This window comes from Colwellia sp. MB3u-8, from assembly GCF_014076985.1.
Classification (GTDB): domain Bacteria; phylum Pseudomonadota; class Gammaproteobacteria; order Enterobacterales; family Alteromonadaceae; genus Cognaticolwellia.
The window spans coordinates 143,122-159,397 of sequence record NZ_JACGVA010000072.1 but is presented as its reverse complement, the minus strand read 5'-3'; the positions used below and the strand labels follow the sequence as shown (position 1 = coordinate 159,397).

Genomic DNA, 16,276 nt, shown 5'->3' with positions numbered 1-16,276 from the left:
GACTCAATGCTAGCATTAAACAAGATAAACGGATAACTGAATAAATGACTGAACAACAAAAAGAAGTAACGCTGTTATTAATTGAAGATGACGATGTCGATGCTATGTCTATAACGCGTGCCTTTGACAAATTGTGCCTAGGTAACACCATTATTAGAGCAACTGATGGCCTACACGGCCTAGAGTTACTTCGCAGCGGTGCTGTACCCTCGCCTTATATTATATTGCTTGATTTACAAATGCCGCGTTTAAATGGCTTGGAGTTTTTAGAAGAAATTCGTCAAGACCCACAATTAGACAAGAGTATTATTTTTGTTTTAACCACATCAAAATCAGATAAAGATATTACCGCCAGCTACCAACAAAATATCGCGGGTTACTTTATTAAAGATCAAGTAGGAGACGGTTTTTTAGACATCGTAAAGGTGCTCAAAGGCTATTGGAAAATAGTTCTTTTCCCAGGAAGTTAAACAAATCAGCCGTACTTTTGCCGTGATGATCACGAAAGGATAAAATTTGAATATTTTAATTGTTGACGACGACGTTGTCGATCGCGAACACCTTATAAGAACATTAAATAAAGCTAATAGCGACTGTCATATTGTTGAAACTGAGTCAGTAGATGAAGGTTTAGCAGCCTTCAAAGCTGAAAGATTTGATGTGGTTTTATTAGATTACCGCATGCCTAAACGTGACGGTATTGAATTATTACTAGAGTTACGCTGCTCTTTAGTAGATCACTCTGTTGCCGTTATTATGCTGAGTAATTCTGAAGAGTCAGATTTAGCATTAGAATGCATCAAAAATGGTGCTCAAGATTTTTTACTTAAATCAGAGGTAACTTCATCAAGGCTACAACGTGCAATTCTACAATCTCAAACACGCTTTGAATTAGAGAAAAAACTTTATAAAAGTTACCAAGAAGCGAGAGAGCTAGCAGAACATGACTCATTAACTGGCTTAGCTAATCGTTACGCATTTGAAGAGGCATTACGTTTAAACATTACACAACAACCTCGTGATGACGCTAAATTAGCCTTAATATTATTCGACCTTGATAATTTCAAATTCATTAACGATAGCCATGGTCATGATATTGGCGATCTATTGTTAAAACAAGTATCCAATAGAGTTTACAAGTGCCTGCGTGAAAATGAATTATTTGCACGTGTAGGTGGGGACGAATTTGCCATTATATTAAGCCACTTAAAATCTATAGACAATGCAACTAGGGTAACCCAACGGATATTAAATTGTTTTGATGAGCCCTTTAATATTTCAGGTATAGAAATAAAAATGGGCGCAAGTATTGGTATTGCCATATTCCCTGACAATAGCCTCAGCGCTAATGAATTACTTAAATATGCCGATATTGCCATGTATCGCGCGAAAAAATTGGGTCGAAATCAAATATGCTATTTTGAAACAGAAATGCAAAAGCAATTTTTACAACAATACCAAATTGAAGCTAATTTAGTTGGTGCTTTAGAGCGCGATGAATTTATATTACATTACCAACCTATAGTTGACACAGCAACATCACAAGTCACCGGCTTTGAAGCATTAATACGCTGGAACTTTCAAAACACCTTACACTTTCCAGATAGTTTTATACCTATCGCTGAGTCTTCTCGTGTCATTATTGATATTGGTCGCTGGGTGATAGCCCAAGCCATATATCAAATATCAATATGGAATTTACAAAGCGACAAAGCATTATCCATCGCCATTAATTTATCAAGCGTACAATTGGCTGATAAAACACTGATCAGTTTCATCAAAAGCATAATAGAAAAATATCAGGTACCACCGGCATTGATAGAATTTGAACTAACCGAAACGGCTTTACTTGAAAACAGTAGTCAAGCGATTGCGGTTATCGAGTCAATTAGCCAGTTAGGTTGCCATATTGCATTAGATGATTTTGGCACGGGCTTTTCGTCAGTATCACATTTACAAAATTTCCCCATTAATACCGTTAAAATTGACAAGTCGTTAATGCTTGCCTCCCATGAGCCAAAAACACGGGCCTTAATAGATGGCCTTACCGCTATGCTGCATTCTTTAGGGTTAAATATTATCGCAGAGGGTATTGAAGATGAAAATAATTTACGTTTATGCCAACAACTGAATATTCAGCGCACACAAGGTTACTTTTTTTCTAAACCGCTAACTACTGGATGCATTGAAAAAAAATATCTCTAATACAGTTCACTGCCCTACTCACAGTTACCTTTTATTTAAGCGCTTTGAGTTTGATATTTAATTTGCAATGACCCGCCCAAAACCTTAATCTTATTTCAAGATATAGGCAGGTTAAGTCACTGATTTTATTTTGCGATAAGTCTGCTCAATCAGCGTTCTTATTAATACTTTACCTAAGTAGTTTTAAAAGGAAATTATGATAAATCGGCTTTTAAATACCTCAAGCATTGTTATTACGCTTTTAGTACTTTGTACACAAGCAAGTGCCGAGTCTTTTCTAGTGCAAGATCAACAAGGCTTGCCACTTAAAAATACAGTACTGGAGTTCTCTGTAACCAACCCTGCTGCTGCGGCCGTATCAACACCAAATACTTTGGTTATGGATCAGGTTGATAAACTATTTAAACCCGGTGTGTTAGTTATCCATCAAGGTGACTATGTTAATTTTCCCAATAGTGACAACATTAGGCATCATGTTTACTCGTTTTCATCGGTCAAACCTTTTGAATTAAAACTTTACTCAGGAAAACCTAAAGCACCATTACAGTTTGATGTTGCCGGTGTAGCTGTATTAGGCTGCAACATACACGACTCTATGATTGGTTATATTTATATTGCTAGCTCAACACAGGTATTAATGACTAATGAGCAAGGCATAGCAAGATTAGCAGATACGGTAGAATACGATAGCGTTAATGTTTGGCATGCAAGTTCGGTTACTCGCTTAACAAATATGAGTTATGATGATTTGTCTAAAAACAAAAATAATAATGGCTCATTAGTTATTAATTTAGTTGTTGACGCGCCTGAGCCACGAAATACCTTTCAAAGTATATTCAAAAAAAATGGCCAGTAAACTTACTCTACGTGAACAAATCACCTTGCTAGGTGTGTCGCTGGTTGTTTTAACTGTGGCCTGCTTATTAGCTGTGTCTTTGTGGAAAACCATTTCGTCACATAACCTGCAAATAAATCAACGTATTACCAGTGCTGAAAACGTATTAATAGAATATTTAAAAGCCAAAGAAGAATTGCTGCTTACGGCATCAAAAGTGCTGACGGCAGACTTCGGTTTTAAGCAAGCGGTTGCCTCACGTGATCAGGCCACTATTGCTAGCGTGTTACAAAACCATGGTTCTCGAATTAATGCGAGTTTAATGGTGCTAAGTGATTTAAATGGTGAGATTATTTCTTCAAGTAATAACCAACTTACCTTGGACTCGACCTTAAGCCAAAGCTTAATGGCCATAAAACAAAACTTGAATAAAACTCAGTTAATGCTGCTTGGTGGTAATTTATACCAACTCATAGTATTGCCTGTTGAAGCACCCAGAACCATTGCCTACTCTGTCATAGGTTTCCAAATAGATCAGGCATTCGTTAATGAATTAAAAAGACTAATGACAGTTGAAGTTAGCTTTATTTATAACGACGCACTGATTATATCGACTTCGCAAAATATCGATGCCAGCTATAAAGAACATTTTAAAACAACTGATAACTCTTGGTTGCTCTTTGAAAGAAAGCTTTATGAGAACAAGCGGATAACCTTTACTGATTCGCAAGATCATGAATACATTGCCCAATTGTCTGTAGATTTATCCCCAAGCTATATAGAGCTTGATAAATTAGTCGCTATTACCCTTTTAATTTCGCTTTTGATCATTGGCATTACGGCCATTGTTTGTAGTTTTATTGCCCGAAGCCTCACTAAACCTCTGCACCAACTCACGCAATTAAGCCATGACTTTGCTCGCGGTAAATATGAGCATAACAGTATGATGTCAGACGGCGGTGTAGAAGTGTTCCGGGTTTACAACAGCTTTATTCAAATGGGTAAAAAAATTGAACAACGTGAAATTAAAATTAATTATCAGGCAAAACATGACGCGTTAACCGATGTTTATAATCGCGCTACTTTTCTTGAACTGCTGGCAGAAAAGATCGCCTTACATGATCCTAACACTGACGGTTCATTATTGCTGATGGCAATAAATGTGCGTAATTTTAAACGCATCAACGATAGTTTAGGCTCAGGCACAGGTGATCTTACCCTTAGGTCTGTTGTCCAAAGGATTAAAGCCATTTATCCAGAACAAACATTAATGGTTGGACGATTTTCAGGTACTGAATTTTGGGTGGTTATTCACCTAAAAAGTAACGAGAGTTATGAGGATATTATTGAACATTTTTTACCGCCTTTAAGAGCACCGTTAAAAGTTAATAAACTCTGGTTGAATTTAAATTATTGTGTTGGCACTTGTCTTTTCCCAGAGCAAAGTAGCGATGTAAAAGCAGTAGTGCGAAGAACGACTATTGCTTTGGAAGCTGCAAAAACAGAAAATGCAACGCTAAGAGCTTACCAAAGTGGTGAAGATGAAGCCTATTTAGAAAGGTTAAATTTACTTGAAGAACTCAGAGAAACATTAATACGTGATGACGGCGAGTTGTTCATGGTTTATCAACCCAAGCTCAATTTAGAGAACGGAAAAATAGAAAAAGTAGAGTCATTAATTCGTTGGATAAAACCGAATGGACAATTTGTCTCTCCTGAGTTATTTATTGATTTAGCTGAGCAATCAGGGCTGATTATTAAATTAACCCATTGGGTCATAGATACGGTATTTAAGCAGCAACAAGAGTGGCGAGCTAAAAACCTTAATCTTAAGGTTGCCATCAATATATCAGCGCAGGACATTATCCATACTGATTTTATTGACTTTGTTTTTAAAAAAATCTCACAATACCATGTCGATCCTAAACTTGTTACCTTAGAAATAACTGAACGAGATATTATGACTAATGAAGGTTTAGTCATTAGTCGTTTAACACAGTTAAAGCAGACTGGTATACAAATTTCTGTTGATGACTATGGTATTGGTCAATCATCTTTAGGTAAATTGAAGCAATTACCTATTGATGAGTTAAAAATAGATAAAGCCTTTATACTTGAATTAGACACATCAGAAAAAGACCAATACATTGTTCAATCTACCATAGAGTTGAGCCACCAATTAGGTTTTAGTGTGGTTGCTGAAGGCGTAGAAAATAAAGCGTCTCTAGATATGCTCAAAGCGATGAAATGTAACCATGCACAAGGTTACTTTATTTCACGTCCAATTAAGTCAGCTGATTTACTAATATGGTTAAATACCTATGAATAAAATATCACCCTTACTTTATGGCTGTTTTCTGGTTCTTTGCTCTGCCAACTGCTCAGCAGAAGGTAAAATATTAGCCACGCCAGGGGTTTCTCAAATTGAAGGCTCTGGCGGCGGCGGCATTGTACCTTGGGCGCAGTTAGCCGGCTATGCGACCGAAGAAAGTATCTCGGTCAGTGCGGCATGTAGTCGAGTTACTGTTAAAGACTTTTCTTTAGATAGCTGTGCTCTACAGGCAAATTTATATGACAAAATAGAACTGTCGTATGCTAAACAAAACTTTGAAGTAACCCCGCTTAAACTGAATTTAAAGCAAAACATTATTGGAGCAAAAATTAATTTATTTGGCGATTTAGTCTATTCGACTATGCCGCAAGTGAGTTTAGGCATTCAATCAAAAAAATTAAAAACCAGTGATGTCGCATTTTCATTAGGTGCAAAAAAAGATACTGGCACTGATGTTTACATAGCTGCAAGTAAACTGCACCTCGGCTTTATTAACGGTTACAACTGGTTATGGAACGTTACCGCCAGACATACTAAAAGCAATCAACTAGGCTTGCTGGGTTTTGGTGGTGCTCATGAAAAGAAAACAATTCAATTAGAAGTTTCAAGCGCTATTTTACTTAACCGACACTTAGCCCTTGGTGTAGAATTTAGGCAAAAACCTGATAACTTAAATTTGGGTGAAGACCACTGGAAAGATATTTTTATTGCCTGGTTTCCCAATAAACATCTTAGCGTGACATTGGCCTATGTTGACTTAGGGAGTATTGCCGCCATTGACAAACAAACCGGTTGGTATTTATCAACTATGTGGTATTTATAATGAAAAATGGAATAGTGAATATGACAAAATCAATAATATTACTGCTATTAATGAGTTGTTTAGCTTGCTCTTCGCCTAGCAGTAATATTGATAGTCATAGCCAGGCACAGACCCAACCCAGCCTTTATCAAAAAATGGGTGAGAAGCCAGCACTTGATAACATCATTGATAATTTAATTAATATTATTGGTCAAGATGATGTGGTGTTTTCTCACTTTGCTCAAAGTAATGTCACCCGTTTTAAAGACCAACTCACGGTGTTTTTATGCCATTTAGCTGACGGTCCTTGTCAATACAAAGGCGACAGTATGGAAGATATTCATCAAGGCATGTATATCAATAAAAACGAATTTAATCATTTTGTTGAGCTTTTTATCCAGGCTATGGATGCTGCAGATATTAGCTACCCAGTCCAAAACAAATTATTAGCGCGACTTGCGCCACTCAGAAAAACCATCATTAAAATGTAACGCTTTGCTGTCAGGTACACTATCAGTAAACTTGGGGCTAAAGCTGCTGGCATACAAGCTAATTAAAAATAGTGTCGGTTACATGATCCAGTATAGCTTTTTAAACCAGTAGCTTAGCTTCTTGTGATAACTTTATATGCTCAGTTAAACTAGCAGCTAAATTACTTATCGCTTTTGTCACTGTCATTGCTAGTCGATGAAAGTGGAAAAGGGTTTGTTGCCGTGCCAGCATATAAACTTAGGTGTGGAAAAGGTATTTCAATCCCTTGCTGATCAAAGGTGTTTTTAATCTCTATATACATGCTATTTCTCAAGGTTAGAAAATTCTCTCGTATCGCCCACACTGAAAACTGAATATCAATAGAAGAGCTGCCAAAGCCAGTTAAGATAAAAACTGGCGCCGGCTCTTCTAAACAAATTAAATTTTTCGCCGCAATATCCATCAATATATTACGTACTTTTTCAATGTCTTCTTTATAGGCAATACCAATGATTAAATCAGCGCGCCTAATCGGATATTTGGTCAATGTGGTAACCGCGCTTTTTATCATACTTTCATTAGGAATACGGACAAACAAGTTGTCAAATGTACGTAGTTTAACTGAGAGTAAATCAATCGATATAACTTCGCCGGTAATGTCATTGACACGGATAACATCAGTAATAGAAAAGGGTCGTTCAATCATCAAAAATAAGCCACTAATTAAGTTTGATGCTGACGTTTGAGAAGCAAACCCTAAAGCAACAGTAAAAATGCCCGCCGCGCCGAGTAAAATACTGAGATCAATACCGATATTATCTAAGGCTGAAATAGTAACTAAAATTAAAATACCGTAAAAAATAGTTCTTTTAAGGAACAACTGCCCATGAGCCGTCATTTTATGCTGACATACTTTAACAATAGCACTGCTGACTAAACGCGCGATGATAAAACCAATAATAAACAATAAAGTAGCCTGAATAAAAGCAAATAAATGCGAGGCTTTTAGTAGCTCGATAAACGCTATGATGTCTTTCACAAAATCTCTCTTTTTTAAGCAAACAAACTACTAATACTGCGTATGAGTATACTTTGTTCGGTTGCGATTCTTGGGCCACTAATTAACACCGGCGATAAAGCTTCAACTGGCGCCTGCTTATCAAGATGAAGTTCAACATTATCATTATCACCATCTCGATGCACCGAAATGCCCGTGGTCCAAAGTTGATGTTCTTCATCAGCGTATAAATGCAACAAGGTCACCGGCACATTAATGCGCTCTATGGTTAACGCCTTGCTATGGTTATTAATCACAGTAATTGGGGTTATTGCGCGATGTGGCCGTTTGTCTATATTATTAAGCTGAATACGCGCCTCAGTATATTTTGCGTAACATATTTGCCCTTCTCTTGTTGATGGACCAAACCAAGAGTCAGACGGTCGCCAAAAGGGTAAATCAAGTAAGCATTCACCTTTAGGTAATAATTGAGCCGAGAACCAAATAGGCGTACTAACGTATAGCCGTGATTTTTCACCCGCAAGTAAAGTTAAGGGTGTATCTGGGCGCGCCACTACGGCTCGGTCTGCCAGTAAAGGTAATACCCGTACGTTTTCCGAGGTGCTTTGTTGTAAATATCGGCCGAATTTTGCTTCACCAATCGCGTAATTTTCATCGCCATTACCAACAACCATTACCTCGTTATTATCAGTATCTGTTTCTAGATTCCAACTGTTCCATTCATTGTCTAAGCGTTTAAGAATGATGACTCTCTCACCCAGTCGCCAGCAGCGTTGTTGTTGAAGGTCAAAAGTAAACTCACCCCACCATGCATTATTCAGCATTTTAATTTTCTCTGTTTTATTTGCCTGTTAGCTAACTTTAAAGTAGCTAATAGCTTGTGAAACTGTATAAATTTAGCTTACTGTTCAATTATCAATATCTTTCTATATTGATAGATTATGCTATCTTAAGTCACTTGTGTATAGACAAAACCCCGCATATAAATTGGCGTTTTCTGCGGTTAATCATTAACCATTTTAAGGAACCTATCATGACAACATTACACATTGTTTTGTCTGATTTGGAAGTTACTCATGCCATTTTCTCTAAGATAAGCCTACTGCAAAATAAATTTTCAGCGAATGTAGTTTGGTATTTACATCATCATCAGCGTTTTTTTGATCGCCGTTATTTTTCAAATGAACTCGCCGCTATTTCAGGTAACTTACAAGTAAGTCATCAAAACAAAGTTGACCAAATTGAATTAAAAATTAAGCAGCACTGCCCAAAGAGCAAGGTGCATATCTGTAAAGAAAAATACTGGTCAAAGCAAGTAGATAACGAGGCTAATACACTAGATCCTATCGTTATTATTCGATCAAAATCTGGCCTTTCCTCGGCTGACAATCAATATATTAGTAACAATCAGCATACGGTATTTATATTAAATCAAAAAAAATGGCTATCTGATGGTAAAGCCATCGGGGCAATTGACCCATTTCATGAAGATGACAGCGACAACAAATCTGATCATAAAGTTTATCACTTTATGCGCCAGTGGTGCACACCCGCAGAGCAAACAGAGGCCTTCTTATTACACGTTATTCACATTCCACCTTTGGCGATTGAATACGAAAAAAAAATTGAGGCCTTGCACAAAGAACAAATATATCGTTTCGCTAAACAAGTGAAATGCGCAAAAAACTTGTTAACCTTTGTTCGTGGTACACCTGAGCATGCTTTGCTAACTTATGTTGACGATAATAAAATAGACTTAATCGTACTCGGCTGTAGAAAGCACAGCTTATTTGACAAGTGGCTCAATGGCTCAACAATTTCAGCACTGATTAGCCATCAAAATAGCGATATGGTTTTAATTAATACTCCTTAACTAGTTTTGCCTGATGAATAAAAATGATCGTTATTTATCAGGCAAATTTTTTATCTCTTAACTACGTAATATAAAAAATAAATCCCCAAACCCCCACAATAATGTCCCCGTGATAAGTAATGAAACCTCAAGAATACCCAGTTGTAATCTAACGGCTTGTAATATTTTTTCGGTTTTTTCTTCAAAGTCATCTTCAATACTTTGAATTTCGCTGGCTATATTTTCGCTTGATACTTTAAATTTATGTAATTTTCTTTTAGCGCGAGCCAGTACTATGCGATGATGAAAATTAAGTCGGCTAAGTAATAATCGTTCTTGTATTATACCACCCAACCCAGACCAGACACCCAGTATCACAATTAAACAACCACTGCGAGAAAGCCATTCTAAACCAGCAAATTGTATTAGCGATAAATACACTCCAAGCATGGCTGTTAATATCGCCAATGACCAACTGATGAATGGATGACGTTTAGGAATGCTTACAGGTGTTACTATTGCTGTTGATGATAGCTGGGTGGAGCCTGTTGAATCTGTTGACATAAACACCTTCTTTTTAATTTAATTGCCGGTACTAATTTTCGTCTTTGTCTTTGTCTTTGTCTTTGTCTTTAGTGGATGAAAACTGCTTTTTATAGTTGATGTTAGCACTTATTTCATCGCCACTAATCGCTTCAAACGATATATTTGGCGATAGCTTGTATTCAATATTCCACCCTGCCTGAACGCTACTGTCGGAGTCAATACTGGTGCCGTACCCTACATTTAAACGGTCATTAATTTTCGCGGCAATATCAACACGCGTGCTATTACCGTTATTACCACTTTTACTGGTAAAAGCCACATCTTTTAGGCCCAGTTGTTCACCAATTTTTTGCACTAATTTGTTGGCACTCTCTACCCCTAAACTGATGGCGGCACTGGTCAGTGCATTGCCCTCTTGCTGTGATAAAGAATCTAAATTTCGGCCGGTGATCAATAATGACAATACATTTTCATCCGCCATTGTTGGCTCTGAAAATAAAGTTAAACGAGGGGTATGTATTGTGCCATCGGCAATAATCCCAACCTTGATATCATCAACTATACGAACCGCTCGAAACTGAATGCTTGGGTTCGCTGCCGTACCCAAAAACAATAATTGCCCCTGTTCAATAGTTAATGTTTGCTTGTAGGCTTCAAATTTACCCTCTTTTAAATCTAAGCGACCATTAAGCGTCAAAGGTTGGCCGGTAATAAGTGATGAAGATAAATTACCCTGTATTTCGCTTGATAAACCAAAACCACTGATTTTAACGTCGTCTCCTGCTGACAGCATTAGCGATATATTATAGTCAAATGCTGAGTCTTTTACGGCTAGGATTTTTTCGTCAACAATAACTTGGTCTTCTGAAACACTAATGGCTGGTTTTGGTAAAGACGCTATTTTGATATCAGCTTGGTCAACAATCAAGTTACCGTCGACAGTTAAATGCTTATCTTGATAATTTGCCTTTAACATGGGTGAAACAATTAATTTATTATCATTATTATTGACCAAGGTAACTTGTTGTCCTTCAATCGTGAGGTTTGCTTTTATCGGCATTGATAGTTTTGCTTGCCCTGCTATTGTTAGTGCTCCCTGCGGGTTTTGTAATTCGCCTAATAATGTAATACGGTCTTGTTGACTACTTAATTTTACTTTGCTGTTACGAATATCTAAGCCATATTCATCAATAACTAAATGTTCAATGCCAAGCGAACCCTCGCCGGTAAATATTGGCTCACGCCAAGTGCCTGCCAAGGTAAAGTTTTGCACTAGACTAGCTTCGATTTTATCGATACGTTTTTGCCACTGCTTAAGCCATTCAAATTGCTGTAAATTAACTGACAAGTCGCCATTAAGGCGAGCTGAATCAACCAGCGGCCAGTCACTGTTAAACTGGGCCGTTATTTCATCTTCGCCAGATAATTGTATGTTTAAACCAGTAGATATTTTATCTTTTTGCCATTTACCCTGCAGCTTTACAAGCGCTACCGTTAATAAATGCTTTGATAGCTGTGCGTCAGTTGGGCTGCTTTCATCTGGAGTGCTCAAGGTAATATCAGTTTGTGCTAAGTCAAAATCGACGGTAAAGTCAGGCGTAATCGACAACAACATCTGACCTGTAGGCATCGAAATTTCAGCTGGCCACTCGGCTAATTGTAACTGGGTGTTTATTGTCTGCCATTGCGTGGTTATTGCGATAGCATTTTGCTGCTGCTGGCTAAGTACCGTCAGTCCTTGTCCCTGTATTTGCACGTCAGATGACTGCCATTTAAAACTTGGTATCGTTAAATTGGCCGAAATTTCTGCCAATTGCTGACCTTTACCTGATAACGCTAACTGACCTGTCACCCTACCTTGAACTTCCTGCGGGTATTTTGATGGCTGAGCGAGTAATGTGGACTGCCAATGCTTAACCTGCTGGAAAATCGGTGACATTGACCATTGTTCGAAAGTTAAATTAGCTGACCACTGCTCTGCTTGCTTATCGACATTGATACACAGTGTTCCGCTACCGCTAAGGCATAGATTTTTTATTCGTTGATTTTCGGCACTTAATTGTAATTGCTCTGTGGTTAAAACCAGTGTTTGTTGTTGGTTTTCGGCCTTAAAGTCAAGGTGGCTGATCTGCCATAGTGCCTTTGATAAATCATTACTGATGCTGAACGTTTTTGCTTCTTTTTGCAGTAATTGACCATCAAAGCTTAATTTAACCGCGGTTTTTTGAGCTAATATAGCGCTAATGAACATTTTATGATCAGCGGGTAAACCAGAGATTTTCAATGAAGGTTGCTCAAGGGTAAACTCATTAATATTAAGTGCGTCGGCCTTAACATCGCCCCGCCAGTCTTCGCTAAAATCTAACGCCCAATGAATGTTTTTACCGTCAAAGTTTGCCAGCGCAAGTTTACCTATCTTGCCTTGGCTAGAGATAAGCCATTGAGATTGCTTTTGTTCTACCTGCCAACTTGCATTGACATCAGCCAACTCAAAGACATTGTTTAATGCTAACGAGCGACCATTAAGCTGACCTTTTAACGAAAAGTTTTCAGTGCTTGGATTGTCAAGATTAAACTCACCTTGTATTGCGGCCGTTAACTTACCCAAGGTTAACTTGTTACTTTTAACCGTAGCAACACCTTGTTTAATGGCCAAATCAAGGCTCACTAGCACTGGCCATGATTGCTTTATCGCAGGGGTGCTTTGGTCAATCGTATCGGGCAGTGCTTGGCGCAAGGATGTGGCGATTTGCGCGGCATTAAGCTCATTTTTTAATAACAAAGAGACAGCTGAACTCGCACGCCAATCTACGACATTAGCTAGCTCGGTATTAATGGTTAACTGTATGTCTTTAAAGTCTTGCCAGCTTGTCTGTGTTTGTAAATTAGCGCTCAACTTTGGCCAACTGAGCTCAAAGTTTGCTTTTATTTTTTCGAGTGCAATAGCTTGACTGGCCAACTCAACTTGCTGTTTATCAGCTATTAATATGCCTCGCTTTAAAAATAAGCCTTGGTTATAAAACCAATCGCTAGTCACTAACATTTGATTAGGCGATTGCAACTGTAAAGTTAATTGTGATGAATCAGTGATATTGCCTTTAGATTTCACACTGACCGAAAGTTTGGCCCCCAGCACCTCAACCGCTAGCTGATGCGGCCACTTTTTTCGCATGTCAAGAACACCAGATACCGCTATCTTGTGTTCGGCAAAGGTAAGCTTTAACGCTCCAACGCTTGCTTTGCTACGCGCGAAGGCTAATTTTTTTAATACTAAGCCGCTAACATTATACCCTGTCTTAGCTGAAGGTGTATTTGCTGAAGCTGTGTTTGCTGAATGGGCTCTTTGTGAAGGTATGCTTGTTGCTGGGTCACTGTTTTTGTCTGGGGTTATTTTAGCGGCCATTGCCTGATAGCTAATGCTAGCGATAGTCACTTGCTTGACCTTGAGCGCAATAGGCAATGTCACTTTAGTTAGCTTGGGTAAAGCCTCTAGCGAAGAGGCGGTTTTTTCATCGTTGACACTCGCTACCGTTAAGCTAGTTAAAGCAATGCTATCGCACGACAGCAAACGGTCAATCAAGTGCAGCCATTGGCAGTCAAGCGATAACCCAGTCACCTGTACTTTACTGCCCTCTTGTTGCCAATCAAGCTCTGCTAGCTTTATGCGAGTATTTAATGTGCCACTGATTTTACCTAAACGTAGCTCATGTGGTTGAAATTGGGCAATGCGCGCAGCTAACCACTGCAACCCTGATTCTGTCGTGTAAAGCCAGGAGAGCATTAACAGCGCAATAACCGTCAGCCCAGTAGCCGCTAGGCTAAGCCACTTTAACAGCGCTTTCTTTTTGAAATAACTCATAAGTCTGGCCCTATGGTGATATGAAAACGCCAGCCTTTATTACCATCAAGTGCTTTAGCAATATCGAGTCGAATAGCGCCAATCGGTGTTACCCACCTTAGCCCAGTGCCGATTGATTTATATATTTTCCAATCCCGCCAATCATTAAAGGCATTGCCTTGGTCGGTAAATACCGCCCAACGAAAGTCGTCATTAAATAAATAATCCAACTCAAGGCTTGACGATACAACATGCTTACCACCCAGTGAAACCTTGTTCTCCACAGGCGACAAACTTTGATGTTTATAACCTCTTACTGAAACATCACCGCCGGCAAAAAATCGATAGTTTGACGGCATAGAGCGATTAAAATCATCGGTATCCATCCACGTAGTGCCCAAACGTGCACGTAACAATAATCGCCAGTTATTATTGAGTGACCAAATACGTTTTACTTTTTGATCAGTTTGTAAAAATTTTATATCGGGATCGCTAACTTGCTCACCACTAAAACGAAATATACTTTGCCAACGCCAACCTGCTATAGCGGAGAAGGGATCGGTAACACTGTAATAATTGAGTTGCCATGAAGGGACAATATATTGCAGGCTATGATTCACATTAGCATTTGATTCTAACAGCTCTTGTGCCATGGCAATTGACCATTGACTAGACCAATTTGCATTGATTTTATTGGCAAGAACAGACTCTAAGGTGAAAATTTTACTGCGACCTATTTCCTCATTTTTAATCTGATAACTGACGAGGTTTATCCATTGACTGTTGGCTTTATCTAAGGGTATTTGGTATTGAAACGTTGCGTGTATATCGGCAATATCGAGCTTAACTTTATTAAAATCTATGGCGGCAATATATTGATGAGCGCTACTGTTTACTCGTCGATTTCTCCAGCTTACCCCTAATTTTCCGCCACTGTCAGTGCCATAGCCTAACAAAGTTTTAAGTTCATATTTGTCAGTATCCAATATGGAAAGGCTAACATCGACCGTTTTTGTCAGATGGTCAACTGACTGTTCAACCAGCACTGATTTAAAAAAACCAGAGCGATTTAAGGCCTGCTGACTGGCAATAATGTCGAGTTGACTATAAGTATCACCAGAGCGAATGGTTGAATAACGATTGATTAAATCATGGGATAGCACTGTGCCCTCAATCGTCACCTTGTTAATGCTATAGCGAGCGCCACAGTTGAACACCCAATGCACCTTGGCTTGAAACTGAGCCACATCAACGTTTAACACACTAGATGAAAAACTGGCGTTTAATAAACCTAACTCTTGTGCTTCGCGTTGCAACGAGGCTTTGAACTGACTGTAATCGCCATGGTTAATAATTTTTCCTTGGGTAAAGGGATGTTTAGCAATAAGTTGGGAGATTCCCTCAATTTCATTCTCACAGTTGAGCACAATATTGGTGTTGTGCCAACGCACAGGAGCCTGTAAATCAATGGTGAGTATTTTGCCTTGTTCATCGTCAGCCAAGGTTAAAATAGGCTGATAATAGCCCAATGCCTGCAACGCGCTGCGCGCTTTAGTCAAAATATAATTGTCTGATGGTGGAAACCCTAGCAGTGACAATGGAATGGTATTTTCGTTACTGCTCAGATTACGTAAGATATTGTTTTTTAATGCGCTTTCAACACCCATAATATTGAGATGGGTACCGACATTATCACTAGGCTCTGCTGATTGCACTGTCAAAGCATTTGCTAACATTAAAACAGCCATTAATGTATAGAGTAGTCGATTACGGTAAGAGAAATTCACTTTTTTCAATATTCTTCCATGGTTGATTGACTGATAAAAATCAAACATCAGCATAATAATTATGACGACTTTGTGGCAGGAGATCATTAAATAAATATTATTTACCCTAAATCATCCAAAGACATCGCGATGGTAAATTAAATGAGTTTAAACTCATGCTTTAATTAAGACTTCAACTGAGGCTTAAATTAAGGGTTAAACCAAGACATCAACTAAGATATTAATGAATGCATTAACCAAGACTTAATTGATTGGATTTTTAACCTTATTTTTACCCTGCTTTATGCAATATTTATAACGCGTAGCTTTATTTGCAAGCTTATTAATTGACTATAAACCCGATGATTGAAAAGGATACTAGTTATGCATATGGCTCCATTGTTACCACAAGCGGTTGGCGCCATTTTCTTTATATTATTGTTAAGGTTTATCTTGAGGCTTTTTCGACAGCCTCAATTAGTCTCAGTAGCACTGCCATTGTGATAAAGCGATGGCAAGACAACTCCATGCTATCGTCGAGCCTAGGACAAAGCGTTTTAGGCATACTGCTATCGCTTAATATTCTAGTCGCTATTCAAATACCTCTAGGT

The 16,276-nt window shown here is 38.4% G+C and carries 12 protein-coding genes; 7 read left to right on the top strand and 5 right to left on the bottom strand.

What is annotated here, in order from left to right:
- Positions 1 to 44: 44 nt before the first annotated feature.
- The 6 genes from H4J54_RS16600 (at position 45) to H4J54_RS16575 (ending at position 6,665) form a co-directional block, all read left to right on the top strand.
- The gene (locus H4J54_RS16600) at positions 45 to 470 is read left to right on the top strand and encodes a response regulator (protein ID WP_182192108.1); all 426 of its coding nucleotides are present in this window, start codon (positions 45 to 47) and stop codon (positions 468 to 470) included.
- Positions 471 to 516: 46 nt separating this feature from the next.
- Complete coding sequence (locus H4J54_RS16595; protein ID WP_182192107.1) at positions 517 to 2,205, top strand: bifunctional diguanylate cyclase/phosphodiesterase; 1,689 nt, start codon at positions 517 to 519, stop codon at positions 2,203 to 2,205.
- Between the two features lie 196 nt (positions 2,206 to 2,401).
- Entirely contained in the window at positions 2,402 to 3,061 is a 660-nt protein-coding gene (locus tag H4J54_RS19250; RefSeq protein ID WP_220464185.1) for a methylamine utilization protein, read from the top strand.
- Positions 3,051 to 5,369 (top strand): bifunctional diguanylate cyclase/phosphodiesterase, encoded by a 2,319-nt coding sequence (locus tag H4J54_RS16585; protein WP_182192106.1) that lies wholly within the window; start codon positions 3,051 to 3,053, stop codon positions 5,367 to 5,369. The genes H4J54_RS19250 and H4J54_RS16585 overlap by 11 nt, the downstream gene beginning before the upstream one ends.
- The gene (locus tag H4J54_RS16580) at positions 5,362 to 6,195 is read left to right on the top strand and encodes a DUF3034 family protein (RefSeq protein WP_182192105.1); all 834 of its coding nucleotides are present in this window, start codon (positions 5,362 to 5,364) and stop codon (positions 6,193 to 6,195) included. Before H4J54_RS16585 ends, H4J54_RS16580 begins: the two co-directional genes overlap by 8 nt.
- 20 nt (positions 6,196 to 6,215) lie before the next feature.
- On the top strand, positions 6,216 to 6,665 hold the full coding sequence (locus H4J54_RS16575) for a group 1 truncated hemoglobin (RefSeq protein ID WP_182192104.1): 450 nt from the start codon (positions 6,216 to 6,218) through the stop codon (positions 6,663 to 6,665).
- Between the two features lie 161 nt (positions 6,666 to 6,826).
- Here H4J54_RS16575 and H4J54_RS16570 read toward each other — a convergent pair whose 3' ends face one another.
- Together H4J54_RS16570 and H4J54_RS16565 are read right to left on the bottom strand one after the other, a co-directional pair.
- On the bottom strand, positions 6,827 to 7,684 hold the full coding sequence (locus H4J54_RS16570; RefSeq protein ID WP_182192103.1) for a mechanosensitive ion channel family protein: 858 nt from the start codon (positions 7,682 to 7,684) through the stop codon (positions 6,827 to 6,829).
- 14 nt (positions 7,685 to 7,698) lie between these two features.
- Positions 7,699 to 8,487 carry a hypothetical protein gene (locus tag H4J54_RS16565; protein ID WP_182192102.1) on the bottom strand — a complete coding sequence of 263 codons (789 nt, stop codon included), beginning with the start codon at positions 8,485 to 8,487 and terminating at the stop codon, positions 7,699 to 7,701.
- Positions 8,488 to 8,696: 209 nt separating this feature from the next.
- On the opposite strand from H4J54_RS16565, the gene H4J54_RS16560 reads away from it, so the two are divergent.
- On the top strand, positions 8,697 to 9,536 hold the full coding sequence (locus H4J54_RS16560) for a universal stress protein (RefSeq protein ID WP_182192101.1): 840 nt from the start codon (positions 8,697 to 8,699) through the stop codon (positions 9,534 to 9,536).
- A gap of 57 nt (positions 9,537 to 9,593) precedes the next feature.
- Here the strand turns inward: H4J54_RS16560 and H4J54_RS16555 are convergent, their stop codons facing one another.
- From H4J54_RS16555 to H4J54_RS16545, 3 genes are read right to left on the bottom strand one after another with little or no spacing between them, the layout of a single operon-like run.
- Entirely contained in the window at positions 9,594 to 10,079 is a 486-nt protein-coding gene (locus tag H4J54_RS16555; protein ID WP_182192100.1) for a hypothetical protein, read from the bottom strand.
- Between the two features lie 31 nt (positions 10,080 to 10,110).
- Positions 10,111 to 13,920, bottom strand: coding sequence for a translocation/assembly module TamB domain-containing protein (locus tag H4J54_RS16550; protein ID WP_182192099.1), 3,810 nt, complete (start codon positions 13,918 to 13,920; stop codon positions 10,111 to 10,113).
- Entirely contained in the window at positions 13,917 to 15,686 is a 1,770-nt protein-coding gene (locus tag H4J54_RS16545) for a BamA/TamA family outer membrane protein (protein WP_310650103.1), read from the bottom strand. The genes H4J54_RS16550 and H4J54_RS16545 overlap by 4 nt, the downstream gene beginning before the upstream one ends.
- Positions 15,687 to 16,276 lie beyond the last annotated feature (590 nt).

Excerpts from the sequence above, each read along its gene's own strand:
- H4J54_RS16600 (WP_182192108.1), top strand. The coding sequence starts at position 45 with ATGACTGAACAACAAAAAGAAGTAACGCTGTTATTAATTGAAGATGAC.
- H4J54_RS19250 (WP_220464185.1), top strand. The coding sequence starts at position 2,402 with ATGATAAATCGGCTTTTAAATACCTCAAGCATTGTTATTACGCTTTTA.
- H4J54_RS16585 (WP_182192106.1), top strand. The coding sequence starts at position 3,051 with ATGGCCAGTAAACTTACTCTACGTGAACAAATCACCTTGCTAGGTGTG.
- H4J54_RS16580 (WP_182192105.1), top strand. The coding sequence starts at position 5,362 with ATGAATAAAATATCACCCTTACTTTATGGCTGTTTTCTGGTTCTTTGC.
- H4J54_RS16575 (WP_182192104.1), top strand. The coding sequence starts at position 6,216 with ATGACAAAATCAATAATATTACTGCTATTAATGAGTTGTTTAGCTTGC.
- H4J54_RS16565 (WP_182192102.1), bottom strand. The coding sequence starts at position 8,487 with ATGCTGAATAATGCATGGTGGGGTGAGTTTACTTTTGACCTTCAACAA.
- H4J54_RS16560 (WP_182192101.1), top strand. The coding sequence starts at position 8,697 with ATGACAACATTACACATTGTTTTGTCTGATTTGGAAGTTACTCATGCC.
- H4J54_RS16555 (WP_182192100.1), bottom strand. The coding sequence starts at position 10,079 with ATGTCAACAGATTCAACAGGCTCCACCCAGCTATCATCAACAGCAATA.
- H4J54_RS16550 (WP_182192099.1), bottom strand. The coding sequence starts at position 13,920 with ATGAGTTATTTCAAAAAGAAAGCGCTGTTAAAGTGGCTTAGCCTAGCG.